This is a genomic window from Enterobacter sp. Cy-643 (assembly GCF_011752815.1).
Lineage (GTDB): Bacteria > Pseudomonadota > Gammaproteobacteria > Enterobacterales > Enterobacteriaceae > Cedecea.
In genome coordinates, this window is sequence record NZ_VWWV01000001.1 from 1,742,958 (window position 1) to 1,768,957 (window position 26,000).

26 protein-coding genes and 3 tRNA genes are annotated in these 26,000 nt (G+C 54.2%); 16 read left to right on the forward strand and 13 right to left on the reverse strand.

Annotation, left to right across the window (positions count from 1 at the left end):
• Nucleotides 1-32: 32 nt before the first annotated feature.
• Nucleotides 33-440 (forward strand): lactoylglutathione lyase, encoded by a 408-nt coding sequence (gene gloA / locus F3J29_RS08010; RefSeq protein WP_166864730.1) that lies wholly within the window; start codon nucleotides 33-35, stop codon nucleotides 438-440.
• Between the two features lie 275 nt (nucleotides 441-715).
• Nucleotides 716-1,375 (forward strand): ribonuclease T, encoded by a 660-nt coding sequence (rnt, locus tag F3J29_RS08015; protein ID WP_008456473.1) that lies wholly within the window; start codon nucleotides 716-718, stop codon nucleotides 1,373-1,375.
• 41 nt (nucleotides 1,376-1,416) lie between these two features.
• Here rnt and F3J29_RS08020 read toward each other — a convergent pair whose 3' ends face one another.
• Complete coding sequence (locus F3J29_RS08020; protein WP_008456474.1) at nucleotides 1,417-1,761, reverse strand: Grx4 family monothiol glutaredoxin; 345 nt, start codon at nucleotides 1,759-1,761, stop codon at nucleotides 1,417-1,419.
• Nucleotides 1,762-2,123: 362 nt separating this feature from the next.
• Between F3J29_RS08020 and F3J29_RS08025 the strand changes: the two genes are divergently transcribed.
• Together F3J29_RS08025 and sodB are read left to right on the forward strand one after the other, a co-directional pair.
• On the forward strand, nucleotides 2,124-2,969 hold the full coding sequence (locus tag F3J29_RS08025) for a C40 family peptidase (protein WP_166864733.1): 846 nt from the start codon (nucleotides 2,124-2,126) through the stop codon (nucleotides 2,967-2,969).
• Nucleotides 2,970-3,128: 159 nt separating this feature from the next.
• Nucleotides 3,129-3,710 carry a superoxide dismutase [Fe] gene (sodB, locus tag F3J29_RS08030; protein WP_166864736.1) on the forward strand — a complete coding sequence of 194 codons (582 nt, stop codon included), beginning with the start codon at nucleotides 3,129-3,131 and terminating at the stop codon, nucleotides 3,708-3,710.
• 89 nt (nucleotides 3,711-3,799) lie between these two features.
• Here sodB and cydH read toward each other — a convergent pair whose 3' ends face one another.
• On the reverse strand, nucleotides 3,800-3,889 hold the full coding sequence (gene cydH / locus F3J29_RS08035; protein ID WP_008456477.1) for a cytochrome bd-I oxidase subunit CydH: 90 nt from the start codon (nucleotides 3,887-3,889) through the stop codon (nucleotides 3,800-3,802).
• Nucleotides 3,890-4,181: 292 nt separating this feature from the next.
• Here cydH and purR point away from each other — a divergent pair, with 292 nt between their 5' ends.
• Nucleotides 4,182-5,207 carry an HTH-type transcriptional repressor PurR gene (purR, locus tag F3J29_RS08040; RefSeq protein WP_166864740.1) on the forward strand — a complete coding sequence of 342 codons (1,026 nt, stop codon included), beginning with the start codon at nucleotides 4,182-4,184 and terminating at the stop codon, nucleotides 5,205-5,207.
• On the opposite strand, the gene punR is transcribed toward purR, so the two are convergent.
• Nucleotides 5,204-6,142, reverse strand: coding sequence for a DNA-binding transcriptional activator PunR (gene punR / locus F3J29_RS08045; RefSeq protein WP_166864742.1), 939 nt, complete (start codon nucleotides 6,140-6,142; stop codon nucleotides 5,204-5,206). The genes purR and punR overlap by 4 nt on opposite strands.
• A 114-nt stretch (nucleotides 6,143-6,256) precedes the next feature.
• Here punR and punC point away from each other — a divergent pair, with 114 nt between their 5' ends.
• The 3 genes from punC (at nucleotide 6,257) to gmuD (ending at nucleotide 10,524) form a co-directional block, all read left to right on the forward strand.
• Nucleotides 6,257-7,459, forward strand: coding sequence for a purine nucleoside transporter PunC (punC, locus tag F3J29_RS08050; RefSeq protein WP_166864745.1), 1,203 nt, complete (start codon nucleotides 6,257-6,259; stop codon nucleotides 7,457-7,459).
• 298 nt (nucleotides 7,460-7,757) lie between these two features.
• On the forward strand, nucleotides 7,758-8,906 hold the full coding sequence (gene cfa, locus F3J29_RS08055; protein WP_166864748.1) for a cyclopropane fatty acyl phospholipid synthase: 1,149 nt from the start codon (nucleotides 7,758-7,760) through the stop codon (nucleotides 8,904-8,906).
• A gap of 226 nt (nucleotides 8,907-9,132) precedes the next feature.
• Complete coding sequence (gmuD, locus tag F3J29_RS08060) at nucleotides 9,133-10,524, forward strand: 6-phospho-beta-glucosidase GmuD (protein ID WP_166864751.1); 1,392 nt, start codon at nucleotides 9,133-9,135, stop codon at nucleotides 10,522-10,524.
• A gap of 50 nt (nucleotides 10,525-10,574) precedes the next feature.
• Here gmuD and F3J29_RS08065 read toward each other — a convergent pair whose 3' ends face one another.
• A complete protein-coding gene (locus F3J29_RS08065) occupies nucleotides 10,575-11,219 on the reverse strand; it encodes a riboflavin synthase subunit alpha (protein WP_166864754.1) in 645 nt (214 codons plus the stop codon).
• Between the two features lie 237 nt (nucleotides 11,220-11,456).
• Here F3J29_RS08065 and mdtK point away from each other — a divergent pair, with 237 nt between their 5' ends.
• The 4 genes from mdtK (at nucleotide 11,457) to F3J29_RS08085 (ending at nucleotide 13,495) form a co-directional block, all read left to right on the forward strand.
• Nucleotides 11,457-12,830 carry an MdtK family multidrug efflux MATE transporter gene (gene mdtK / locus F3J29_RS08070; protein WP_166864757.1) on the forward strand — a complete coding sequence of 458 codons (1,374 nt, stop codon included), beginning with the start codon at nucleotides 11,457-11,459 and terminating at the stop codon, nucleotides 12,828-12,830.
• Between the two features lie 154 nt (nucleotides 12,831-12,984).
• Nucleotides 12,985-13,061, forward strand: a tRNA-Val gene (locus F3J29_RS08075).
• A gap of 17 nt (nucleotides 13,062-13,078) precedes the next feature.
• A tRNA-Val gene (locus tag F3J29_RS08080) sits at nucleotides 13,079-13,155 on the forward strand.
• A gap of 199 nt (nucleotides 13,156-13,354) precedes the next feature.
• Nucleotides 13,355-13,495: a hypothetical protein gene (locus F3J29_RS08085; protein WP_166864760.1), complete on the forward strand. Its 141-nt coding sequence runs from the start codon at nucleotides 13,355-13,357 to the stop codon at nucleotides 13,493-13,495.
• 35 nt (nucleotides 13,496-13,530) lie between these two features.
• Here F3J29_RS08085 and F3J29_RS08090 read toward each other — a convergent pair whose 3' ends face one another.
• Together F3J29_RS08090 and F3J29_RS08095 are read right to left on the reverse strand one after the other, a co-directional pair.
• Complete coding sequence (locus tag F3J29_RS08090) at nucleotides 13,531-13,896, reverse strand: RidA family protein (RefSeq protein WP_286175190.1); 366 nt, start codon at nucleotides 13,894-13,896, stop codon at nucleotides 13,531-13,533.
• Between the two features lie 97 nt (nucleotides 13,897-13,993).
• Nucleotides 13,994-14,926, reverse strand: a complete 933-nt coding sequence (locus tag F3J29_RS08095; protein WP_166864766.1) for an alpha/beta hydrolase — start codon at nucleotides 14,924-14,926, stop codon at nucleotides 13,994-13,996.
• A gap of 72 nt (nucleotides 14,927-14,998) precedes the next feature.
• Here F3J29_RS08095 and F3J29_RS08100 point away from each other — a divergent pair, with 72 nt between their 5' ends.
• Nucleotides 14,999-15,940 (forward strand): LysR family transcriptional regulator, encoded by a 942-nt coding sequence (locus F3J29_RS08100; protein ID WP_166864769.1) that lies wholly within the window; start codon nucleotides 14,999-15,001, stop codon nucleotides 15,938-15,940.
• Nucleotides 15,941-15,947: 7 nt separating this feature from the next.
• Here the strand turns inward: F3J29_RS08100 and F3J29_RS08105 are convergent, their stop codons facing one another.
• Nucleotides 15,948-17,057: an FAD-dependent oxidoreductase gene (locus F3J29_RS08105; RefSeq protein WP_166864771.1), complete on the reverse strand. Its 1,110-nt coding sequence runs from the start codon at nucleotides 17,055-17,057 to the stop codon at nucleotides 15,948-15,950.
• A 215-nt stretch (nucleotides 17,058-17,272) separates the two neighbouring features.
• Between F3J29_RS08105 and F3J29_RS08110 the strand changes: the two genes are divergently transcribed.
• The 3 genes from F3J29_RS08110 (at nucleotide 17,273) to F3J29_RS08120 (ending at nucleotide 19,679) form a co-directional block, all read left to right on the forward strand.
• Nucleotides 17,273-17,349: transfer RNA gene (locus F3J29_RS08110), tRNA-Val, on the forward strand.
• Between the two features lie 371 nt (nucleotides 17,350-17,720).
• Nucleotides 17,721-19,133 carry a pyruvate kinase PykF gene (gene pykF / locus F3J29_RS08115; protein ID WP_166864774.1) on the forward strand — a complete coding sequence of 471 codons (1,413 nt, stop codon included), beginning with the start codon at nucleotides 17,721-17,723 and terminating at the stop codon, nucleotides 19,131-19,133.
• Nucleotides 19,134-19,442: 309 nt separating this feature from the next.
• The gene (locus tag F3J29_RS08120; RefSeq protein WP_008456504.1) at nucleotides 19,443-19,679 is read left to right on the forward strand and encodes a major outer membrane lipoprotein; all 237 of its coding nucleotides are present in this window, start codon (nucleotides 19,443-19,445) and stop codon (nucleotides 19,677-19,679) included.
• A 65-nt stretch (nucleotides 19,680-19,744) separates the two neighbouring features.
• Here the strand turns inward: F3J29_RS08120 and ldtE are convergent, their stop codons facing one another.
• The 6 genes from ldtE to sufB form a co-directional block, all read right to left on the reverse strand.
• A complete protein-coding gene (gene ldtE, locus F3J29_RS08125) occupies nucleotides 19,745-20,743 on the reverse strand; it encodes a L,D-transpeptidase LdtE (protein WP_166864777.1) in 999 nt (332 codons plus the stop codon).
• Nucleotides 20,744-20,852: 109 nt separating this feature from the next.
• Nucleotides 20,853-21,269 carry a cysteine desulfuration protein SufE gene (gene sufE, locus F3J29_RS08130; RefSeq protein WP_166864779.1) on the reverse strand — a complete coding sequence of 139 codons (417 nt, stop codon included), beginning with the start codon at nucleotides 21,267-21,269 and terminating at the stop codon, nucleotides 20,853-20,855.
• 11 nt (nucleotides 21,270-21,280) lie between these two features.
• Entirely contained in the window at nucleotides 21,281-22,501 is a 1,221-nt protein-coding gene (gene sufS, locus F3J29_RS08135; RefSeq protein ID WP_166864781.1) for a cysteine desulfurase SufS, read from the reverse strand.
• Entirely contained in the window at nucleotides 22,498-23,778 is a 1,281-nt protein-coding gene (sufD, locus tag F3J29_RS08140) for a Fe-S cluster assembly protein SufD (RefSeq protein WP_166864784.1), read from the reverse strand. Before sufD ends, sufS begins: the two co-directional genes overlap by 4 nt.
• On the reverse strand, nucleotides 23,753-24,499 hold the full coding sequence (gene sufC / locus F3J29_RS08145; RefSeq protein WP_008456510.1) for a Fe-S cluster assembly ATPase SufC: 747 nt from the start codon (nucleotides 24,497-24,499) through the stop codon (nucleotides 23,753-23,755). The genes sufD and sufC overlap by 26 nt, the downstream gene beginning before the upstream one ends.
• A gap of 16 nt (nucleotides 24,500-24,515) precedes the next feature.
• Complete coding sequence (sufB, locus tag F3J29_RS08150; RefSeq protein WP_061274056.1) at nucleotides 24,516-25,997, reverse strand: Fe-S cluster assembly protein SufB; 1,482 nt, start codon at nucleotides 25,995-25,997, stop codon at nucleotides 24,516-24,518.
• Nucleotides 25,998-26,000 lie beyond the last annotated feature (3 nt).

Here is a 26,000-nt window from a genome sequence, read left to right on the forward strand (position 1 = left end):
CAGAAATAACTGTCTCATTCGACGAGGATTTTATGCGTCTACTTCATACCATGCTGCGCGTTGGCGACCTGCAACGCTCCATCGAGTTCTACACCAAAGTGCTGGGCATGAAACTGCTGCGTACCAGCGAAAACACCGAGTACAAATACTCTCTCGCGTTTGTCGGCTATGGCGATGAAAGCGACACGGCTGTTATCGAGCTGACCTATAACTGGGGCGTGGACAGCTATGACCTGGGCACGGCTTACGGCCACATCGCGCTGAGCGTGGATAACGCCGCAGAAGCCTGCGAACGCATTCGCAATAACGGCGGCAACGTCACCCGTGAAGCCGGCCCGGTAAAAGGCGGTACCACCGTCATCGCTTTTGTTGAAGATCCGGACGGTTACAAAATCGAGCTGATCGAAGAGAAGCACGCGGGTAAAGGCCTGGGTAACTGATTTTCAGGCGATTAGCGTCAAACCAAGGGGCGTGCTGTGCGCCCTGAAGGTTGCTCACAAAGAGGGAAAAGGCGTGGTTTTTCCCTCTTTGTGGTTAACAGATGAAAATCAATGAATTGATTTTTCTGGTTTATTTCATAATGACTTCGGGCCGCCTCTCCTATTGTTGGTGAGTTATTCATACCCTGAAGGCGCACGTTGTGCGGCCTTTACTGCAACACTCCCCGAAATTTGCCATAATGCGCGCTGCATTTTCCCCGTATTAAGAGAAGCTGATGTCAGACAACACGCAATTGCATGGCCTGTGCGACCGTTTTCGTGGTTTTTATCCGGTAGTTATCGACGTTGAAACCGCAGGTTTTAACGCTAAAACCGATGCGTTACTGGAAATCGCCGCCGTTACCCTGAAGATGGATGAAGACGGCTGGTTATCCCCCGACGAAACGCTGCACTTCCATGTCGATCCGTTTGAGGGCGCGAACCTGCAGCCTGAGGCCCTGGCGTTCAACGGTATTGACCCGCATAACCCCCTGCGTGGTGCCGTCAGCGAATACGATGCCCTGCACGCGATTTTCAAAACCGTGCGAAAAGGCATTAAAGACAGCGGCTGTAGCCGGGCGATTATGGTGGCGCACAACGCCACGTTCGACCACAGCTTTATGATGGCAGCGGCAGAGCGAGCCTCTCTGAAACGCAACCCGTTCCACCCGTTTGTGACGTTTGATACCGCGGCCCTGAGCGGCCTCGTGCTGGGGCAAACCGTGCTGGCCAAAGCCTGCATCGCCGCCGGCCAAAAGTTTGACAGCTCGCAGGCCCACTCCGCCCTGTACGACACCGAGCAAACCGCCCTGCTATTCTGCGAAATCGTCAACCGTTGGAAGCGCCTCGGCGGCTGGCCGCTGCCGCTGGCCGACGAACCGGAATCTGAAGCATAAAAAAAGCGACCTTAGGGTCGCTTTTTTACTGGCTGGCGAAATTATTCTGCGCCCGGCTCTTCAGATTTGTGCTTCTCTGCGGTCTCTTTAATCAGCGCCTGCAGTTCGCCGCGCTGGTACATCTCGATGATGATGTCGCAGCCGCCGACCAGCTCACCGTCCACCCACAGCTGCGGGAACGTTGGCCAGTTAGCGTATTTTGGCAGCTCAGCACGAATGTCCGGGTTCTGTAGAATATCCACATAGGCGAAACGCTCGCCGCAGGCGGACAGCGCCTGAACGGCCTGAGCGGAGAAGCCGCAGCTCGGCAGCTTCGGGGAACCTTTCATATAGAGAAGAATCGGGTTCTCAGCGATCTGGCGTTGAATTTTTTCAATAGTGCTCATTGTCTTGCTTCCTCAAACCTTAATACGGCAATAGCCTGCCATTGTAGCCAGTTGCGCCCCGGGCATAAAACACCATTTTTATCAGGGTTTCTCTTTCCCCCGCCTGGCGCGCAAACATACCTTAAGAATAACACTTTTACGGCGCGCGAAAATGAGCAATTTGCTTCATTCGAGATCAATTAAACAGCGGATAACACCCTGGAATGGCTAATTTTTTAGCTATAGCTTCCACTTTTGACCGTTAAATAGTATTTGCCTATTAACATTATCGGCTTTTATGCATTAGAATCGTCGGGTTTCGCAAAAATCATACGCAGGCATGATGGTTAGCATCTTGTCTTCATTTATCAGGGGATTGACGAGTGGCGCGGATAAATAAAATCTCTATCACGCTATGTGCTCTGCTATTTGCTTTGCCCTATACTCCATTGGCGCAGGCGTCCGAGCACGCCCGCCATCCTGTTGCACAAAAAGGCCATTCGGCCAAGACAACAACCAGTAAAAGCAACAAGGGTAAAGAGAAAGCAAAACCGAAGGTCAGCACAGCCTCCACAAAGAAGTCCGGTAAAAAAACAACCTCACCGGCGAAAGCCAAAGTGGCAAAACACACCACCTCAGGCAAAAGCAGCACCCTCGCTAAAACTAGCAGCAAAAAAACCTCTCAGAAAATAGCCGTACAGCCAACCGTTTCCACCCTCGCCTACACTGAAAAATGCACTCATCGTAAAGGGCATAAAAAGCAGTGCGTTAAAGTGAAGTCGGAAAAAAATCTGACTATCGCGCAGGCGCATAAAGTGCGCGTGCAGAAAGCGCAAAAAACGGCCATGAACAAGCTGATGGGGCAAATTGGAAAACCGTATCGCTGGGGGGGGACTTCCCCACGCACAGGTTTCGACTGCAGCGGGCTGATTTATTACGCTTATAAGGATCTGGTGAATATCCGCATTCCACGCACTGCCAATGAAATGTATCACCTGCGTGATGCCTCTTCCGTTGACCGCGGCGAACTGGAGAGCGGCGATCTGGTGTTCTTCCGCACCCAGGGCCGTGGCACCGCCGATCACGTTGGCGTCTACGTTGGAAACGGGAAGTTTATTCAGTCCCCTCGCAGCGGCCGTGATATTCAGATCACCTCCCTGAGCGAAGATTACTGGCAGCGCCACTACGTGGGTGCCCGCCGGGTAATGACGCCAAAAACTATTCGTTAATCTTATCCGCGCCCTTTTGGGGCAGGCAGACTGATTAAAATGTTAACAGCCCGGCAACGGGCTGTTTCATTTCGCTTTTTTGCATCCTCGTAATTTGCTAACCTTATAACCACACAAATTGTAGTTATATTGTGAAGCAAAATAACAAGGAGTGAAGCCATGTCGTTCGAACTACCCGCCCTGCCCTATGCTAAAGATGCGCTGGCACCGCATATCTCAGCCGAAACCCTCGAATACCATTACGGCAAACACCACCAAACCTACGTCACTAACCTGAATAATTTGATCAAAGGCAGCCCGTTTGAAGGTAAAACGCTGGAAGAGATCGTGCGAGAGTCCGACGGCGGTATCTTCAATAACGCGGCTCAGGTCTGGAACCATACGTTTTACTGGCACTGTCTGGCACCCAATGCGGGTGGAGAGCCAACCGGTGAGGTGCTGGCCGCGATCAATCAGGCCTTTGGCAGCGTGGAAGCCTTTAAAAAACAATTCACCGAAGCGGCTATTAAAAACTTTGGCTCCGGCTGGACCTGGCTTGTGCAGAATAGCGACGGCAGCCTGGCTATCGTTTCGACTTCTAACGCAGGGACTCCGCTCACAGCCGGAGCGAAACCGCTGTTGACCGTGGACGTCTGGGAACACGCTTACTACATTGATTACCGCAACGCGCGCCCGGTTTATCTCGACCATTTCTGGGCGCTGGTTAACTGGAACTTTGTTGCGCAAAATCTGGCGGGCTAATTTTTAGCGGTTAGTCACGAAGGAGGAAAACGAGGTTTATCTTCTTTAGTGACATAAGAGAAGGGCCGCTTTTCGCGGCCCTTATTAAATCAGTGCAGAACAGCCGTTAGCGCCCCGGCAACAATCAGACTCAGGACGATAACCGTCGTCACCACGGAAAATTTCAGATCGGTACTCATCGTAAGCTCCTTTTATTTCCCTACAAAGTGTATGTGGGGTGATTTTCCCACAATTAGCGATAAAAATCCTGCTGGATTTGCACAGATATCGGTTTTCCCTCTTCCACTTTGCCCCGGGATAAGCCAAAATCCTTCGCTAATTTACCGCGTATCGCCCGGCAACGCCCTCCTCCCGCTGTATGTCGCATCCCCGACAGGCCTGCAACCAACGTGTTGCCCCAGGAGTTAGCGAAGGCAAACGTTTAACACATGAGTTATCAGGAGTTTACGATATGGTCTGGAGTGACATCTAATGGCAACGATTAAGGACGTAGCGAAGCGCGCAAACGTTTCCACTACCACTGTGTCACATGTCATTAACAAGACCCGTTTTGTGGCGGAAGAGACGCGCAACGCCGTCTGGGCAGCCATCAAAGAGCTGCACTATTCGCCGAGCGCCGTGGCGCGCAGCCTGAAGGTCAACCACACCAAATCTATCGGCCTGCTCGCCACCTCAAGCGAAGCCCCATATTTTGCGGAAATTATAGAATCCGTTGAGAACAGCTGTTTCGCCAAAGGCTACACGCTGATTCTGGGCAACGCGCACAATAACTTTGAAAAGCAGCGCGCTTACCTGTCCATGATGGCGCAAAAACGCGTGGACGGGCTGCTGGTCATGTGCTCCGAATACCCTGACACGCTGCTTTCAACTCTGGAAGAGTACCGCCATATTCCGATGGTGGTCATGGACTGGGGCGAAGCCCGTGCCGACTTTACCGACTCTGTGGTCGATAATGCCTTCCACGGTGGCTACCTGGCGGGACGGTATCTGATTGAACGTGGCCATCGAGATATCGGTGCTATACCGGGCCAGCTGGAGCGTAATACCGGCGGCGGCCGCCATGCCGGGTTCCTGAAAGCGCTCGATGAAGCCAATATTAAGGTGCCGGATAACTGGGTGGTTCAGGGTGATTTCGAACCGGAGTCCGGTTATCGCGCCATGCAGCAACTGCTTAACCAGCCTCATCGCCCTACGGCTGTTTTCTGCGGCGGCGATATTATGGCCATGGGTGCGATTTGTGCCGCGGACGAAATGGGGCTGCGCGTGCCGCAGGACATTTCTATCATCGGCTACGATAACGTGCGCAACGCCCGCTATTTCTCTCCGGCGCTGACCACCATTCACCAGCCGAAAGAGCGCCTGGGCGAAACGGCGTTTAACATGCTGCTCGACCGTATCATTAATAAGCGAGAAGAGTCGCAGACGATTGAAGTCCATCCGCGTCTGATTGAACGTCGCTCGGTGGCCGACGGCCCGTTCCGCGATTACCGCCGCTAAGCCTTTTCGGGAGCCGGGAATAGATTACCCGGCTCCTGCAGCCACTCCTGATTCATCGTCTCACTGTCACCCAGGTAGTCCAGCAGCCAGCTTAGCGCGGGCGAGGCATCATCCTGCCGCCAGGTCAGGCAACAGGCCGCGTCCGGGAACGGATTCTCCAGCATCAGCTCTTTCCAGTCCCCCCTGACGAGCCACGGCTGCGCAATGTGCGTCGGCACCATACCAATGCATAATCCCGCCGTCAGGCAATCCGCCCCGGAAGCCCAGTCCGGCACGACTACGCGACGCTGGTTGTCCAGCAGCCAGGTGATCCGTTTGGGTAACGAACGGGAAGTATCTTCCAGCACAAGGGATGGCCAGGGACGGATGTCATCATCCAGAATGATGCCTTCCCGTTGCGCAAGCGGATGGTCAGCAGAGACCACGCAGCGCCAGCTCAGCGCCCCCATATCCCGAAACGCGTAGCGCCCCCCGACCGGGATTGCCTGCGTGGCGCCAATCGCCGCCTCAACTCGCCCGTCTGCCAGCGCGTCCCACACGCCGTTGAACACTTCCTGGGAGACACGTAATTCGATATCCGGAAAGTGACGATAAAAATCCAGCACCAGCTGGCGGGTACGTTCAGGTTTAACAATATTGTCTACCGCAATGGACAAGTGCCCACGCCAGCCGTTGGCTATCTGTTGGCACTGCTGGCGCGTTGCCATCATTTTTTTGATAACAGAACGACCTTCTTTGAGAAAAAACGCCCCGGCGGCGGTCAGCTCAACGTCCCTGTGACGCCGTTCAAACAGCGGCACGGCAAGCCATTCTTCAAGCTGACGCACCGTGTAGCTGATGGCAGAAGGCACGCGATGCAGCTCCTGGGCCGCACCGCTAAAGCTACCGTTTCGCGCCACGGCATCAACCACTTCCAGCGAATACTCAGACCACATATTTCTGCCTGCAAAAAATTTGAATGCAATTTGCAAATATTAGCGTTTCACAAGCGGTTTTGCACTCCGTAGACTCCTGCCCCGTTAACCTGCTATCAAAATCAAGAGTGAAATATGCAACCATCCAAGGGATTTCTTATCTGGCTTGCGGGACTGAGCGTGCTGGGTTTCCTGGCCACCGACATGTACCTGCCCGCCTTCGCCGCCATTCAGCAAGATCTGGGCACTACCGCTTCCGCCGTGAGTGCCAGCCTGAGTCTGTTCCTCGCCGGCTTTGCTTTTGCCCAGCTAATCTGGGGCCCGCTTTCCGACCGTTTCGGGCGTAAACCTGTGCTGTTGATTGGCCTGGCCATGTTTGCCGTCGGCTGTATCGGGATGCTTTGGGTGCAGGATGCCACCTCGCTGCTGGTGCTGCGCTTTGTTCAGGCCGTGGGCGTCTGCTCGGCCGCAGTTAGCTGGCAGGCCCTGGTGACTGACTATTACCCCGCCAACCGCGCTGGCCGCATTTTTGCCACCATCATGCCGCTGGTCGGGCTTTCTCCGGCGCTGGCTCCGCTGCTCGGCAGCTGGCTGCTGAACCATTTTGAATGGCAGGCCATTTTCGCCGTGCTGTTCGCCGTTGCTTTGCTGCTGATGATCCCCACGCTGCGCCTCAAGCCCCGGACTCAGCGCCACGAGCAAACCGAAGACAATAAGGTCAGCTTCTTCTCCTTATTACGTTCCCGCGTTTACGGCGGCAACGTGCTGATTTATGCCGCCTGCTCCGCCAGCTTTTTCGCCTGGCTCACCGGCTCGCCGTTTATCCTGAATGAGATGGGTTACAGCCCCGCGGCGATTGGCCTGAGCTATATGCCACAGACTGTCGCTTTCCTGGTCGGTGGCTATGGCTGCCGCAGTGCGCTGCAAAAGTGGAGCGGCAAACAGCTGCTGCCGTGGCTGCTGGCCCTGTATGCCCTGAGCGTGATAGCGACCTGGGGCGTGGCGGTGAGCGGCCATGCTGATCTGACGCTGCTGCTTATACCGTTCTGCGTAATGGCCGCGGCGAACGGCGCCATCTACCCTATCGTGGTTGCCTCTGCCCTGCTGCCTTTCCCACAGGCAACCGGGAAAGCCGCAGCCCTGCAAAACACCCTGCAGCTAGGCCTTTGCTTCCTGGCCAGCCTGATGGTTTCCTGGCTGGTCACGACGCCGCTGCTGACCACCACCAGCGTGATGCTGGCGACAGTCCTGCTTGCTGGCCTTGGCTATGCGCTGCAGCACACGACCCAACGCAAAGTGCAAAACACGGGTCACAGCGAACTGCCCCAGGCACAGTAACCTGCATGATAATGTGAATGTTGTGTGATTAGCTTGCTAACAATATTCCATTGAACCATCAATAAAACGGGCTTATAGTAATTGCGGTTCTACTATAAGCCTTATCAATTTTATTTTTTGCGGAAGCCGGAGCGCTTCCGTTTTTCCATGGATGGCCTTTCAGTAAGGGAGAATCCCCCCTTTCTCTGTTCTACGTCGGATATCAGGCACGCGGAATTTTCCGTGAGAGTTCTCACAAGCCGTGAATAGCGTCTACGCTGTTTTAAGGTTCTGATCACAACAAGGTGATGGAGAAGCTATGAGTTCATCGTGTATAGAAGAAGTGAGCGTACGAGATAACGAATGGTATCGTATCGCAAATGAAATGCTGGGCCGGGCAGGCATCACCCTCAACGGCCCAAACCCCTTTGATATTCAGGTCAAAAACCCGAACTTTTTTAAACGCGTTCTGCAGGAAGGTTCTCTCGGCCTTGGCGAAAGCTATATGGACGGCTGGTGGGAATGCGAACGGCTGGATATCTTTTTCACAAAAGTCCTGCGTGCCGGGCTGGAAAACCAGCTCCCCCACCATTTCAAAGATACCCTGCGTATTGCGGCGGCAAGGCTGGTTAACCTGCAGTCTAAGAAACGCGCATGGATAGTCGGTAAAGAGCATTACGATCTTGGCAACGATCTGTTCAGCCGGATGCTGGACAAGCACATGCAATACTCCTGCGGTTACTGGAAAGAAGCGACAAATCTCAGCGACGCGCAGGATGCCAAGCTCAAAATGATCTGCGAAAAACTGCAGCTGAAACCCGGTATGAAGCTGCTGGATATCGGCTGCGGCTGGGGCGGTCTGGCCGAATTTGCTGCACGTAACTATGGCGTATCCGTCTTTGGCGTCACAATTTCCGCGGAACAGCAAAAAATGGCGCAGGCGCGCTGCAAAGGCCTGGATGTCACCATCCTGTTGCAGGACTACCGCGACCTGAACGAACAATTTGACCGCATTGTGTCCGTCGGGATGTTTGAGCACGTCGGACCCAAAAATTATGCCACCTACTTCGATGTTGCCGACCGCAACCTCAAGCCGGACGGCATTTTCCTGCTACACACAATAGGTTCTAAAAAGACCGACAATAATGTCGATCCATGGATTAATAAGTACATTTTCCCGAACGGTTGCCTGCCGTCGGTGCGGCAGATTGCCGACGCCAGCGAGCCGCATTTTGTGATGGAAGACTGGCACAACTTCGGCGCCGACTATGACAAAACGCTGATGGCCTGGCATGAGCGTTTTCTGGCAACCTGGCCCGAAATCGAAGGTAACTATTCTGAGCGCTTTAAAAGGATGTTTAGCTACTACCTGAATGCCTGCGCCGGCGCTTTCCGGGCGCGTGACATTCAGCTCTGGCAGGTTGTTTTCAGCCGGGGTATTGAGCACGGCCTGCGAGTCCCACGTTAAAACAGACCCGGTGAATGCCGGGTTTTCTTCTTTTCAATTGTCTCTCTTTGCGCACCAATGTGATCAACCTCACAGGTTTAGCCCTGTCTGCGCTTAGCGGCTTGATCTGCTTAACAGATATCATTTCCCATGATAGAAACCGGTTTCATCAATCACAGACAATCTGAACATTAGCCGTATCAATGATTGCCTGTCGGAGATGGCAGGTCAGACCGTGAGGACAACGATGAAATACGCATTTCCTGAGCATTTCTGGTGGGGCAGCGCTGCTTCAGGCCCACAAACTGAGGGTGAAGCGCTGAGCTTTGGCAAATCTGAAACCATCTGGGACCGATGGTTCGCCGAGCAGCCTAACCGTTTCCACCACGGCGTCGGGCCGCAAAACACCTCAACCTTTTATCAGCGCTGGAAGCAGGACATCGCCCTGCTGAAAAAGCTCAATCACAATACTTTTCGTACCTCCATTTCCTGGGCACGTTTGATTCCCGACGGCACGGGGGAAGTCAACCCGCTGGCGGTTGAGTTCTATACCCAGGTGATTGACGAACTTTTGGCTCAGGGTATTAAGCCATTTATTAATCTGTACCACTTTGATATGCCGATGGTGATGCAGGAAAAAGGTGGCTGGGAAAACCGTGAAGTAGTTGACGCTTACGCGGCCTACGCCAATACCTGTTTCGAACTGTTCGGCGACCGGGTGAAGCACTGGTTTACCTTTAATGAGCCGGTTGTTCCGGTTGAATGCGGCTACCTCTATGACTACCACTACCCTAACGTGGTGGATTTCAACCGCGCGGTGACCGTCGCCTATCACACCATGCTTGCCCATGCTAAGGCGGTCAAGGCTTACCATGCCCGTAACGATGACGGCCAAATTGGCATCATTCTCAACCTGACGCCATCTTACCCTCGTTCACAAAATCCGGCTGACGTAAAGGCCGCCAACCTGGCCGACCTGATGTTTAACCGCAGTTTCCTCGACCCGGCACTGCGCGGTGAATACCCCGCTGAGCTGGTCGCGTTCCTGAAAGAGCACGAGAAACTGCCGGCCTGTCAGCCTGAGGACAAAGCCCTGCTCGCTGCGGGCGTCGTAGATTTGCTGGGGATTAACTACTACCAGCCGCGCCGCATTAAGTGCCGCGACACGCTGGTGAATCCGGAAAGTCCATTTATGCCGGAGTGGTTCTTTGAGTCCTACGAAATGCCGGGTCGCAAAATGAACCCTTATCGTGGCTGGGAAATCTACGAGCGCGGGATCTACGATATTCTCACCAATCTGCGTGAAAATTACGGCAATCCGGCCTGCTATATTTCAGAAAATGGCATGGGTGTTGAAAACGAACAGCGCTTTATCGACAACGGCCAAATCAACGATGATTACCGGATTGACTTCGTCCGTGACCACCTGAAGTGGCTGCATAAGGGCATCAGCGAGGGCAGCAACTGCCTTGGCTACCACATGTGGACCTTTATCGATAACTGGTCGTGGTGCAACGCCTACAAAAACCGCTATGGTTTTGTGTCGCTGGATCTTAATACCCAGCAGCGCACAATTAAGAAAAGCGGCGAGTGGTTTATGAGAACCGCAGCCGAAAACGGGTTTAACGAGCAGGATTAGCCAATAAAGACGGGGCCATAAGGCCCCGTCTTTATTTGGCTTAAGAGCGCTTATTCACTGGCAGGCACTGCCGCCACCATAGCCGCTTCACGGCTCGCCAGCACGCGTTCAACCGTATCGACAATCGCCTGGGTTTGCGGATCAATTTCAATGTTCACGCGCTGCCCCAGTTTTTTAGCACCAAGCGTAGTGCGCTCAAGCGTTTCAGGGATCAGATGCACGCAAAAACGCGTGGCGGTCACCTCGCCCACCGTCAGGCTGATCCCGTCGATGCCCACATAACCTTTATAAAGGATATATTTCATCAGGGTCTTATCCTGAATCTTAAACCAGATCTGACGGTTATTTTCCGAAGTCAGAATTTTTGATATTTCGGCCGTAGTCATAATATGGCCCGACATTAAATGCCCGCCAATTTCATCGTTGAATTTGGCCGCACGCTCAACGTTCACGCTGTCGCCCACGCTGAGCTCACCGAGATTGGTGATTCGAAGCGTCTCTTTCATCAAATCAAAGCTGACGCGATTGCCGTCGATTTCGGTTACGGTCAGGCAGCAGCCGTTATGCGCCACCGAAGCTCCGGTTTCGAGACCGGGCAGCATTTCATTCGGCATATCAATGACGTGAGTACGGAAATTCGGTTTTTCATCAATAGAAACCAGGGTCGCCGTGCCCTGCACAATACCTGTAAACATCTCAAAACTCCTGGCAATTCGCAGACGGTAACGCTACCGCCATCAACAGACATTTTCGCACTTTAACAGTTGGAAAATCAGCTTGCCAGTGCGGGGCGTGCGCTGGCTTTATTTTTGACTGGCGTATAAATAAACTCCCGCTACAATAGACTGGCTATTTCCCCAGTTAATCTTCTTGCTGCCTGTTTTGGCGGCTTTTTTAGTCTCTCATACATATAAAAATAATCAGGTGTAAACATGCAGAAGTACCTCACCGAAGCTCGCCAGCTCCTTGCCCTGGCGATACCTGTCATCATCGCGCAGGTCGCTCAAACTGCAATGGGATTCGTCGATACCGTGATGGCCGGCGGCTACAGCGCCACCGATATGGCCGCCGTGGCTATCGGCACCTCCATTTGGCTGCCCGCAATTCTGTTCGGCCACGGGCTGCTATTGGCCTTAACGCCAACCGTTGCGCAACTCAATGGTTCGGCGCGACGCGATCGCATTGCGCACCAGGTTCGCCAGGGGTTCTGGCTGGCGGGTATGGTTTCCGTACTAGTGATGGTGGTGCTGTGGAACGCAGGCCATATCATTCACGCGATGCACAATATCGACCCTGAGCTGGCGGATAAAGCCGTCCGCTATCTCCGCGCGCTACTTTGGGGGGCACCGGGTTACCTGTTCTTCCAGGTGGGACGCAACCAGTGCGAAGGCCTGGCTAAAACCAAACCGGGCATGGTGATGGGCTTTATCGGCCTGCTGGTCAATATTCCTGTTAACTACATCTTTATTTATGGCCATTTCGGTATGCCAGAACTGGGCGGCGTGGGCTGCGGCGTGGCAACGGCGGCGGTGTACTGGGTGATGTTCTTCAGCATGCTGTCTTACATTAAAAAAGCCCGCTCGATGCGCGACATCAAAAACCCGGAAGGTTTCAGCAAGCCGGACTGGGCGGTGGTTAAGCGCCTGAGCCAGCTCGGGCTGCCGATTGCACTGGCGTTATTCTTCGAAGTTACGCTGTTTGCCGTTGTCGCCCTGCTGGTTTCCCCGCTGGGTATCACCGACGTTGCCGGGCACCAGATTGCCCTCAACTTCAGCTCGCTGATGTTTGTGCTGCCGCTCTCTTTAGGGGCTGCGGTAACGATTCGCGTCGGTTTCCGTCTTGGGCAGGGCTCAACTCTGGATGCACAAATCGCCGCCCGCACCGGGGTTGGCGTGGCCATTTGTCTGGCGATGTGCACCGCGTTGTTTACCGTTATTTTCCGGGAGCACATTGCCCTGCTGTACAACGACAATCCGGCAGTTGTCGCGCTGGCGGCACATCTGATGCTGCTGGCGGCCATTTACCAGATCTCCGACTCAATCCAGGTGATTGGCAGCGGCGTTCTGCGTGGCTACAAAGATACGCGCTCGATCTTCTTTATTACGTTCATCGCGTACTGGGTGCTGGGCCTGCCAAGCGGCTATATTCTGGGATTAACCGACTGGATCGTTGAACCGATGGGCCCGGCTGGGTTCTGGATCGGCTTTATTATCGGCCTGACCTCCGCCGCGATTCTGATGATGTTGCGCATGCGCTGGCTGCAGCGTCAGCCGTCCGTTACTATCCTGCAGCGCGCAGCACGTTAATTAAACAACCGTAGCCGCATAAGCGGCTACTTTCTCCCCATTCTGCGCAGATGCTCGGCAATCGCGTGAAATCTGGAATAAAATTGCGAGTTTCCCCTTGCAAGCCCCGAGGTGTATCGCTAATATTCGTCCCCGCTGTCGCCAAGACAACAATGCGTTCATAGCTCAGTTGGTTAGAGCACCACCTTGACATGGTGGGGGTCGTTGGTTCGAGTCCAATTGAACGCACCATTTTCAAATATATCAGTGCGTCCGTAGCTCAGTTGGTTAGAGCACCACCTTGACATGGTGGGGGTCGGTGGTTCGAGTCCACTCGGACGCACCATATTTGCTAAAGCAGTTCCCTTCTTTATTCGCTTTTCTTAAATTTGATAAATTCCAAATTTCATTTTTTACACGCCAGTCTGTAGTGCGTGAAACGTCAATTTTAGCGTTTTGAGCGTCAGACGGTGTTTTGAGATGCGAAAGCCCTAAAGGTTGCATATCATAAAGCGAGTTATTCACTAAACCACGACAGGTGACTTATGGAAATCGATCTCGAGAATCTGGTGTTTTCCGGGTTAGATGAAGCCGCAGCGCGCAACGCCGAGCGCCAGGAAGACGCAGACAAAAAAGCTGAGGCCGTTGTAGCCGATGATGACTGCGGCGACGCCTGCAAAATCTGATAAAAAAGCCGGCTTATTCAGCCGGCTTTTTTACGTTACGCCGTTCTTCTCACGGCAATACACTTCACTTCCACCAACAGTCCCGGGCGCGCCAGTTCAGACACGCCGACGCAGGTCCAGGCACAGTACCCCCTCGGAAACATAGCGTCTTTTACCTCCCGAAAAACATCCATATGTTCCTTCATGTCTACGTGATAGGTGGTCATTTCCACAACGTCTTCAAAGCCGCAGCCCGCAGCCTGAAGGACCAGACGCAGATTTTCCCAGCAGGCAGTAAACTGAGCTCTTGGGTCAGCGATAACCTGTAAATCAGACGTGCGCCCCACTTGCCCGGCACAATACACCGTGTTGCCAACGACAACCGCAGGCGCATAACCCGCATGCTCAGCAAGTACTTGCATAGCAGGGGGCATAATAATTTCTCTGTCTGACACGACTGTCTCTCCCAACTATTTAAAGGCGCACAATTTACTCGCCAGCAGATACGTCTTTTTTATCTCAATCGATGTTGGTTGGTGCCAGCGCATCTTCAAGGAATCTTATCGCGTTTCTCAGCGCCTGGTCTGCCTCCGGTAATATCCCGGCAAACAAATGCCAGACGTGAAACATTTCCGGCCAAACTTCCAGCGTGGTGCGAACCCGGCTTTCACTCATATGGGACGCAAGGCGGATGGCGTCGCTTAGCATCACCTCGTTTTCCCCAACCTGTATCAGCGTGGGAGAAAGCCCGTGTACATCGGCAAAGACCGGAGAGGCATCCGGATGCGTGGGCAGCTCTCCGGCAAGGAAACTTCGTGCCAGTTGATTCAGGAACGCTACGCTGCATAAAGGATCCAACCCGTCCCGCGTCTTTGCAGATGCGCCGCTGTGCGTTAAATCAGCCCATGGAGAAATAGCTACTGCGGCGGCAGGTAGCGCAAGGCCAGCATTTCGCGCTTTGCGCATCAGCGTGACAACCATCGCGCCCCCCGCGGAATCTCCCGAGATAATCAGTGAGCGCGGGTTAACGCCCTGTTCGAGTAAGCTTCGGTAGGCCTGGAATACATCATCGATCGGCGTCGGGAACGGAAATTCCGGAGCCTGACGATAATCTACCGCATACACTTTAGCCTTCAAGGCGTAAGCATAACGCCCGGTTAATCCCCGATAGGCATCTACCCCACCGTGAACGTAGCCACCACCGTGAATATAAAGCATCACCCGGCCATCAATAGCCTCCTCCGGCGTGACCAACATTGCGCCGCTGCCGCCCAGGTCGGCCTCAGCGTAGGTTACGCCCTCCACCGCAGGGAACAACGTATCAAGCTGCTTCACGTAGTCAGCCCGAACGTCTTTCCAGTCAGCACCAGACTGGCCGTATACCTTGTTCACAACAGGCCCGGCGGCTTTTATCCAGCCCTCAAGTACAGTTTGCGCGTTATCAGGCAGCATACCTTTCTCCATTGTCTACTTTTATTAAACAAAAAGAATTATGCTTGATAATTTGACGAAAGAGGTTCTCCAATGCCGATTCGCTCAGGCACCAAAAACCATCCAGACCTCGATCTCGGCAGCCTCCGTATTTTCGTGGCCATTGCGCAAAGCGGGAGCTTTGTTGCCGCAGGAAAGGCGCTGGGATTAACCCGTTCCGCCGCGGGTAAAGCGATTGCACGTCTTGAAGCCCAGCTGGAAACACGGTTATTTAACCGCACAACGCGAAGCGTCGCCCTGACCCGGGATGGCTACGTTTTTTATGAACGCTGTGTGCAGATTTTGCAGGATATTGAAGAAGCAGCAGCCAGCGTGCGGCCGAATTTTTCCAGCCCCGGCGGCGTGCTCCGGCTCAGCGTCCCGGAAACATGGGGCAAAGTCGTACTGCTGCCCTTTCTAAAACAGATTATGGCGGCGTGGCCGGGGCTCGATATAGAAGTCAATTTCACCGACCGCGTGGTGGATCTCATCGCGGAGGGGTTCGATCTCAGCCTCAGATTGGGTGATTTACCGAAAGATTCGCAGCTTATTGCGCGAACCGTACAGCGCATCCGCCCTCATCTGTTTGCTTCTCCGGACTATCTTGCCCGCTCAGGTGTACCCATCGTGCCGGAAGATCTTCGCCATCACCAGCGGCTGATATACGGCCTGAGCCCGCAGACGGCAGAGTGGACGGTGTTTACGGCCAGCCATGAAAGCGTGGTGATAGAAGGGCACAGCAGGATACGCTTCGACAGCGGAGAAGCCATTTGTGCCGCCGCCGTTGAAGGCCTGGGCATTGCTTTTCTGCCCGCTTTTCTGGTGGCCGGATATGTCGCCGAGGGCAAGCTGGCGCCTGTACTGCCTGAATCTGGCGGCGAACCTCTGAGCGTGAACGTGGTATACCCTAATCGAAAACATCTGGCGGCCAAAGTCAGGCTGTTTATCGACAGCCTGGTGGAGTATCTGGCCCCTTCACAACATCCTGGCGGCTGATTGGGGATTATTGCTCAGCCTCCTGCGATGCTAACCCGGTGAACAACGCCAGCAGCTCCCGGGGAGCATCAGCCGCGAACCCCATCGCAAAATTCGCCGCAGACTCCCGCTGAAAGCGCTCGGTTCGCGCGGCCATTGCCTCCTGATACGCCCTGAATGCGGCGGGCAGATTCGTGGGCCGGGCAGCAACAGCATGGGCGAGATCGACCGCATCTGCCATGGCCAGATTCACGCCCTCCCCGGCAAAAGGCGACATGACATGCGCGGCGTCGCCAATTAGGGTTACGTTTCCCTTTGCCGCCCAGAACTCCCCGGTGGGTAGCACATAGATTGGCCTGGTAACCATCGGCCCCTCACTTTGCACTAACATCTCGCGGTAACATTCGCCCCATTCGCGGAAGTGTTCAACCAGTTCATCATGGGAAAAGCCCCCGCGAGATTGCGCTTCCGGCACCGGAATGGCGGCATAGGCTGAAACCTCGTCACCGGGTTCACAGTGCGCCATGATGCCCCGACCTTCACTCAGAGCAAACAGCGACCCCTTGCCCACCAGCGCTTTCACCGCAGGATATTGCTGGCTTACGTTCGGGTAACGCAGCTCAACAAAGGTTATTCCGGAATAAAGCGGTTTCTGTCCCGTTAACAAAGACCTGACTTTCGACCACGCACCATCGGCGCCTACCAGGGCATCACAAACATGCGTACTGCCGTTCTCTAGCTGGAGAAGAAAGCCTGTGCCCTGTCGTTCGACTGACGTTACCCGGCTGTTCCAACGGATGATCCCCTTGGGCAACGCCTCTACCACCAGTTTGCGCAACGCGCCGCGGTCAACTTCCGGGCGGGAGCCATCACCTTCATCCTGATACAAGATATGGCCGTTTTTATCACGCATCAGAGTTGCATCCGCCCCCTCCAACACCAGAGCCATTGCGGCTTCATACAATCCCGCCGCTCGAAGTGCAGGTTTCCCCGTGCCTTCGTTCAGATTGAGCATGCCACCCTGATGGCGTGAATCGAGAGAAGCATCAGCCTCAAGAATACAGACCGCAATACCCTGGCGGTGCAACATGTAAGCCAGCAGCGGCCCCGCTACACCAGCGCCAATAATGGTTATCATAAAAATGCCTCTGACTGTCGGAGAAGAAACGGTTTTATCAGCAGCCAGATTGAAACGCCAGCCAGAACAAGCATAAAAAGCTCAAACATTCATCAGACGGTATCTGCGGGGCTTGTCAACATCCCGATCGCCCGTCATAATGTTGTCACTTCTCGCTTAAGAAGTTAAAACAATAATCAATTCAGTCGGTTATCGTTTTATCAATCGTGTTAAATGCGTTCATAGCTCAGTTGGTTAGAGCACCACCTTGACATGGTGGGGGTCGTTGGTTCGAGTCCAATTGAACGCACCATTTCTTTTTGTTTTCATCATTTCTCAAAACTCTCAAACATCTGGCAACGCGCCTATAACAACTCGCTGTAAAACTGTGCACTCCGTCGCTGAATCAACGGTTTTGATTCCTTTTCCAGCCAGATTTATCTATACTACGCCCGTTCTTAACTTGAATGGTTTCAGCTCATTGGACTCCTTTTTTATACAACAACATCGTCTAACGCTCTCCCCTGCTGAACCACAAGCACACTTTCCTCTGCACGCTTTATTTCTGTCACCTATCCTTACCAGGTGCCACTTTCAACACCACAGTATTCTTTTAAGCTCCGGCAGCCCGGTCTCCCGGAACACGATTTCAACAATCCTCCTCAACTTATAGATAAGACTGTCATGAAAAAGACTAAAATCGTTTGCACCATCGGTCCAAAAACCGAATCCGAAGAGATGCTGACTAAAATGCTCGACGCGGGCATGAACGTTATGCGTCTGAACTTCTCCCACGGTGACTATGAAGAACACGGCCAGCGCATTAAAAACCTGCGCAATGTGGTTGCTAAAACCGGTAAAAAAGCCGCTATCCTGCTGGACACCAAAGGGCCAGAAATCCGTACCATCAAGCTGGAAGGCGGTAACGACGTCTCCCTGAAAGCTGGCCAGACCTTCACCTTCACCACCGACAAATCCGTGGTTGGCAACAGCGAAATCGTGGCAGTGACCTACGAAGGCTTCACCAATGATCTGACCGTTGGCAACACCGTTCTGGTGGACGATGGCCTGATCGGCATGGAAGTTACCGCTATCGAAGGCAACAAAGTTATCTGTAAAGTGCTGAACAACGGCGACCTCGGCGAGAACAAAGGGGTTAACCTGCCGGGCGTGTCCATCGCGCTGCCGGCGCTGGCTGAGAAAGACAAACAGGATCTGATCTTCGGCTGCGAGCAGGGCGTTGACTTCGTGGCAGCTTCCTTTATCCGTAAACGTTCTGACGTGGTTGAAATCCGTGAGCACCTGAAAGCCCACGGCGGCGAGAAGATCCAGATCATCTCCAAAATCGAAAACCAGGAAGGCCTGAACAACTTCGACGAGATCCTCGAAGCGTCTGACGGCATCATGGTTGCTCGTGGCGACCTGGGCGTTGAAATCCCGGTGGAAGAAGTTATCTTCGCGCAGAAGATGATGATCGAGAAATGCGTTCGTGCACGTAAAGTGGTTATCACCGCAACCCAGATGCTCGACTCCATGATCAAAAACCCGCGCCCTACCCGTGCGGAAGCCGGTGACGTTGCTAACGCCATCATCGACGGCACCGACGCAGTGATGCTGTCCGGTGAGTCTGCAAAAGGTAAATACCCGCTGGAAGCCGTGACCATCATGGCAACTATCTGCGAGCGTACCGACCGCGTGATGACCAGCCGCCTGGACAACAGCAACGACAGCCGTAAACTGCGCATCACCGAAGCCGTTTGCCGTGGCGCGGTTGAAACTGCAGAAAAACTGGAAGCACCGCTGATCGTGGTTGCAACCCAGGGCGGCAAATCCGCTAAAGCCGTACGTAAATACTTCCCGAACGCGACCATTCTGGCGCTGACCACCAACGAAGTGACCGCGCGTCAGCTGGTGTTGAGCAAAGGCGTTGTCACCCAGATGGTGAAAGAAATCGCCTCCACCGACGACTTCTACCGCCTGGGTAAAGAAGTCGCGCTGGAAAGTGGCCTGGCTCGTAAAGGCGACATCGTGGTGATGGTTTCCGGTGCGCTGGTTCCAAGCGGCACCACTAACACCGCCTCGGTACACGTTCTGTAATTGACTTGTTAACAAGTTTAATTGCCAAAAAAGCGCCTTAGGGCGCTTTTTTTATATCACTTGCAGTCAGATCTTAATAAAAATGCAAATCGGATTTTACTATTTAAGCTTACTCTTAATTAAGATGAATCCGATGAAATTCCCCTGTTTTCTCTCTTTTTTTTAACTTTCCAGCTCCGTTCGGTGCTTCTTTGAGCGAACGATCAAATTTAGGGGTATTCCCGACAAAAAATTATTCTCATCACAAAAAAGTTTGTGTAATACTTGTAACGCTACATGGAGATTAACTCAATCTAGAGGGTATTAATAATGAATCGTACTAAACTGGTACTGGGCGCGGTAATCCTGGCTTCTACTATGCTGGCAGGTTGTTCTTCTAACGCTAAAATCGATCAACTGTCTTCTGACGTTCAGACTCTGAACGCTAAAGTTGATCAGCTGAGCAACGACGTGAACGCAGTGCGTTCTGACGTTCAGGCTGCTAAAGACGACGCCGCTCGCGCTAACCAGCGTCTGGACAACCAGGCTCACTCTTACCGTAAGTAAGAGTCACTGGTATAAAATGGCGCACAATGTGCGCCATTTTTTTTGCCTGTCATTTATCCCACCTGCTACTGCGTCGCGCTCGTAGCCTCTTCAGCATTTACCACGCCATTCCTGGCAGACTGCACCGCCGTCGTTGCCGCAGGTGTTTGCCCCGCAGAAACTACCACCGGGTACCCTGCGCGCCTGTAAAGCGCCTGCTCTACTAACGCCTTCTCCACACCGTTACCAGCCCGGAACTCGCTAAAACCAGCGGGGAGCACGTAAGGCATAGTTTGCGTGTTCTGCTGCTCATCCTGAGAAAGAGGTCGATGAACTTCGACATAACGAACGCCGTTTGGCTCAACGGAGAATTTCACCGGATCGTTAATTACCCGCACAGTGGTGCCGGTTCTCGTTTGCTCAAACAGCGCTTTAATATCGGGGGCATTCATCCTGATACAGCCTGAGCTAACGCGCAGCCCCACGCTATCCGGCGCGCTCGTGCCGTGAATCAGATATTCACCATTGCCGTAGGCCAGCCGCATGGCGAATCTCCCCAGCGGGTTATTCGGCCCGGCAGGCACGACAGGCGGCAGCTTGATCCCTTTCTCCAGGGATCGCTGGCGAATGCCGGCGGTAGGTGTCCAGGTCGGGTTCGGGATCTTTTGCCCAATCCTGGTGGTCATCAGCGGCGTTTCCAGCCCCTGCAGACCAATACCAATCGGATAAACCTGCACAATGTTTTGGCCCGGCGGGAAGTAATACAGCCGCAGCTCAGCAAGATTCACCACAATCCCCTCGCGCGGCACGTCCGGCAGCAGTAGCTGGCTGGGGATGGTCAGCACCGTGCCGGGTTTTGGCACAGGCGCAATAGTGTTATTGGCCTCCAACAGCAGCATAGCGCCAGTGTCAAAACGCCGGGCAATAGCCTGCAGGTTACGATCCCCTGCCTGCACGGTATAAGTCTGGTTTTGACCAATCAGGCGGCTGTCTTCCGGCGGTAAGGGATAATCAAGGGCTAAAGCGGGCTGAATGGCGCTCAGTGCGCCGATAATGGCTAGTGTGAGTAAAGACGCGTATTTCATACTTTTTATTCCTGTAGTCGCGCTGGCGGGCACCAGCAGGCTGAAAGACAAGCGAGGCAGAAAACCGCCTCGCAAAACAGGACCATAGGTATGATTAAGTTTAGCTAACTTAAAGAAGATTGGTGGCTTGGTTGCGAATTGCGCGAATCATCGCTTCCAGCCCCTGAGAGCGTGAGGTGGTCAGATGCTGGGTGAGCGCCATTTTTTCAAACCACGGGCGCACATCAAACGCCACGATATCCTGCGGCGTCATCTGCTGATAGAGAATAAATACGATGGCGATCAGCCCTTTAACAATAGCGGCGTCGCTGTCACCTTCAAGGGTAATCACTCCATCGGGCTGCTGGTGCATGACTATCCACACCTGACTCTGGCAGCCCTGAATAATATGCTCAGGCTTGTGCTGCTCCGCCGCCAGCTCCGGCAGGCGGCTGCCCAGTTCAATTATGTAGAGATACTTCTCTTCCCAGTTCGCGCAGCGGCTGAAGTTTTTTAGCAGTTTGTCTTTATCCGGCAGCGTGGCCATGACCGTCTCCGTTATCCTAACAGGCTGTGGATGCGCTGCAGGCCGGCGACCAGGCGATCCACTTCTTGTTCGGTATTGTACATGGCAAAGGAGGCGCGGCACATGGCCGGTACGCTATAGAACGCCATCAGCGGCATGGCGCAATGGTGTCCGGTGCGAACCGCAATGCCGTAGTTGTCGAGGAAGCTGCCGACGTCATAGGCATGATGTTTCCCGAGATTAAACGCCAACACACCACGGCGCTCCGCCGGGCCATAGATGGTCAAATCAGGCACGGCCTGCAGCGCGTGTTGAGCATAGCGCATCAGGTTGCGCTCATACTCGCCAATCGCGTCCATGCCCAGCCCTTCAACGTAGCTCAACGCTGCCCCAAGGCCGATAATGCCAGCCGTGTTTGGCGTCCCAGCTTCAAAGCGCCACGGGGCGGCGGCGTAAGTCGTCCCCGCGGTCAGGCTGACGGTAGCAATCATCGACCCACCGCCTTCCCACGGCGGCATATCCTGCAGAATGGCTTCTTTCACGTACAGCACGCCAATCCCCGTTGGCCCGTAAATTTTGTGCCCGGAGAAAAGATAAAAATCGCAGTCCAGCGCCGCAACATCGGTGGCGTGGTGCATCACCGCCTGAGCACCATCCACGAGGACTTTGACGCCCGCCTGATGCGCAGTGGCGATCATCTCTTTCACCGGGTTTTCGGTGCCAAGCACGTTAGAAACATGGGCAATCGCCAGCAGTTTTGTGCGATCGTCAATCAGCGTCGGGAAGACATCAAGCTGCAGCGTGCCGTCCTGATTCAGCGGAATGACGCGCAACTCTGCGCCGGTACGCTCACACAGCATCTGCCACGGCACGATGTTCGCGTGGTGCTCCATGGCACTGATGATGATGTTATCCCCGGCCTGCACGTTAGCATTGCCCCAGCTGTTGGCCACGAGGTTTATCCCCTCGGTGGTGCCACGCACAAAGACGATCTCTTCCGGCTTAGCGGCGTTGATAAACTGCGCTGCCTGGCTGCGCACGTTTTCCATCAGCGTGGTTGCTTCCGCGCTCAGCGTGTGAATGCCCCGGTGCACTGCGGCATACCCATTACGATAAAATTCAAGCTCGGCGTCGATAACAATCTGCGGCTTCTGCGCGCTGGCCGCGCTGTCCAGATAGGCAAGCGGTTGCCCGTTGACCTCGCGGCTCAGAATCGGGAAATCGGCCCTGACCTGCTCAATAGAAAAACTCATGCCTGGCCCCCTGCAAATCGCTGAGCGATACGCGCCAGCACCTGCTGTTTTAAGGCCTCGTCGCGAATACTTTCAGTAAGCTCTGCGGCAAAGGCGAAAATTATCATCTGCTGCGCAGCCTGTTCGCTGATGCCGCGGGAGCGCAGGTAGAACATCTGTTCGTCATCAATGCGCCCAATGGTCGCGCCATGGCTGCACTTCACGTCATCGGCGTAGATTTCCAGCTGTGGCTTGGTGTCCACTTCCGCCAGGCGGCCAAGCAACAGGTTGTTGTTGGTCATCTGTCCGTCAGTTTTGATCGCGTGCTGTGCCACTTTGATCATGCCGTTAAACACCGCCCGGCCTTTATCACGCACGATGGTTTTATGCAGCTGGCGGCTGTTGCAGTAGCCTTTGTTATGCTCAAGCCAGGTTCGGGTATCGCACACTTCGTTGTTCACCGGCAGCGCCAGGCTATTGATATGCAACTGGTTGTTTTCGCCGTTAAGCTGCGTGCTGGTGTTGTGGCGCAGCACTGCGGCCCCTAACAGGAAGCTGTTGCTGCTTACCGTTGAGTCCTGCTCAATCAGCAGATCGTTGTGCGCAAAGTGGTAGCTGGCGGCATTTTCAAACGCCAGCTTGTAGTGGCTGAGCTGCGCGTTGGCGGCCACTTCGGCGGTAAACCGTGCGCCGGTAAAATGCGCCGCCTCGTCAAGGCTGACAAAGTGCTCAATCACCGTGGCCTGAGCGCCCTGCTCAAGGGTCAGGTGGTGGCGGTAATGCGCCGTCGCCATCTCCTGCGCCGCGCTACCGCGCGTGACGTGCATCAGCAACAGCGCTTTTTCAGGCTGCGTGTTACGCGCCACGCGGATATGCGTCACGGTCTCCGCCAGGCTTTCCGTCAGATGCAGGAAGACTTCTCCCTGAACGGGCGCGGGCAGCGTCTGGCGGTTATCATCAATGCTAATCACAAAACCGCTGTCAGCGATGTCATCACTCAGTTCTGCGCTGAAATGTCCGTCCACAAACACCAGCCGCAGCGCGTCTACAGGCAGGGCAAGCTCGTCACGCTGTTGTGCACTTATAGGCGACTGAGGCGCAAGTACAAACTGGTTGTTCAGTAACCCATCGAGCGGCGTGTACTTCCAGTTTTCATGCTTGCGCGTCGGTAACCCCAGACGCAACAGCTGCTGCATATGCTGCTGAGCCACCTGCGAACGGCCGGTTCCCTGAGCTTCAAACAGATGATGCCACTGCTGGAGCGCGTTGCCGTTACTGCTGTTCGGTAAGCCAGCCATAACCCTGCTCCTCCAGTTGTTTCACCAGGCTGAAATCGCCAGATTTCACGATGCGCCCCTGATACAGCACGTGAACAAAGTCCGGCTTGATGTAGTCCAGAATGCGCTGGTAGTGGGTAACCACGATAAATGAACGCTTTCCGTCGCGCAGCGAGTTAACGCCTTCGGCAACAATTTTAAGCGCATCAATATCCAGCCCGGAGTCGGTTTCATCGAGGATGCATAGCTCGGGCTCCAGCACCGCCATTTGCAGGATGTCGTTACGCTTTTTCTCACCGCCGGAGAAGCCGACGTTCACCGAACGGGTGAGTAAATCTTCCGGCATTTGCAGCAGCTTGATTTTCTCTTCCATCAAATCCTGAAAATCAAAGCGATCCAGCGACTCAAGACCCCGGTATTCCCGCACCGCATTCAGCGCGGTTTGCAGGAAGAACTGGTTACTGACGCCGGGAATTTCCACCGGGTACTGGAAGGCCATAAAAATACCTTCGCCGGAGCGGTCTTCCGGCGACAGTTCCAGCAAGTCTTTGCCGTTGAACTGCACCGAACCGCCGGTCACTTCATAGTCTTCGCGCCCGGCAAGCGTGGCGGATAAGGTACTTTTGCCGGAGCCGTTTGGCCCCATAATGGCGTGGACTTCGCCCGGCTTCACTTCGAGGTTTAAGCCACGCAGGATCTCTTTATCCTCAACGCTGACCTGTAAATCTTTAATGCTTAACATAGTTTTCCCTTAATCCTTAACCGACGCTGTGTTCGAGGCTGATGGCTAATAATTTTTGTGCTTCCACCGCGAATTCGAGCGGTAACTCTGAGAACACGTCTTTGCAGAACCCGTTGACGATCATCGAGATGGCGTCATCTTCACTGATACCGCGCTGCAGACAGTAGAACAGCTGATCTTCACCAATGCGCGACGTGGTGGCTTCGTGCTCCAGCTGCGCCGTGTTGTTGCGGCACTCCACGTACGGGAAGGTGTGCGCCCCGCTGTCCGGCCCGATCAACATCGAGTCGCACTGGGTGAAGTTACGGGCGTTGGTCGCGGTGGGCATGATCTTCACCAGGCCACGATAGCTGTTCTGGCTATGGCCGGCGGAGATCCCCTTCGAAATGATCGTCGATTTGGTGTTCTTGCCGATGTGGATCATTTTGGTGCCGGTATCCGCCTGCTGATGACCGGAGGTTAGCGCCACGGAGAAAAACTCGCCGATGGAGTTATCGCCCCGCAGGATCACGCTCGGATACTTCCAGGTGATGGCGGAGCCGGTTTCCGACTGCGTCCAGGACATCTTGCTGTTCTCACCTTCGCACAGGGCGCGTTTGGTGACGAAGTTCAGAATGCCGCCGGTGTTGTTATCCCCCGGGAACCAGTTTTGCACCGTGGAGTATTTCACTTCCGCATCGCGGTGAATAATCACTTCCACCACCGCAGCGTGAAGCTGATAGCTGTCGCGCACCGGCGCGGAGCAACCTTCGATGTAGCTCACATAGCTACCTTCATCCGCCACCAGAATCGTGCGTTCGAACTGGCCGGTTTTTTCCGCATTGATCCGGAAATAGGTGGACAGCTCCATCGGGCAGCGCACGCCTTTCGGGATGTAAATAAAGGTGCCGTCGGAGGCCACCGCGGCATTAAGCGCGGCGAAGAAGTTATCGTTAGACGGCACCACGGTACCCAGGTATTTTTTGACCAGTTCAGGGTAATCGTGAATCGCCTCGCCGAAGGAGCAGAAAATAATGCCCTGTTCAGAGAGTTTTTCACGGTAAGTGGTTGCGACCGAAACGGAGTCAAAAATGGCGTCAACCGCCACTTCGCTGCCTTCGCGCACCGGCACGCCCAGTTGCTTGAACGCGTCTTCGACTTCGTTTGTCAGGAAAGCGTTAGGCGGCTGCTGCACGGCGCCGGGCTGGGACGCACAGGTGTCGTCGCAGCTCCCGCAGGATGGCGCAGAGTAATAGCTGTAATCCTGGTAATTCAGTTTGTCGTAGTTCGCCTTGAGCCAGTGCGGCTCTTCCATTTTTAACCATGCATGGAAGGCGTTGAGACGAAACTCGAGCATCCAGTCTGGCTCGTTACGACGGGCAGAGATTGCCCGAACCACCTCTTCATTTATGCCCTTCGCCAGCTGCTCGGTCTGCAGCTCGGTGAAAAAGCCCTCTTTATAATTGAGGTTGCCGGTCCAGGTTTTGACATCGTCAGTTGCTTCAGTATTACGAGACATAGT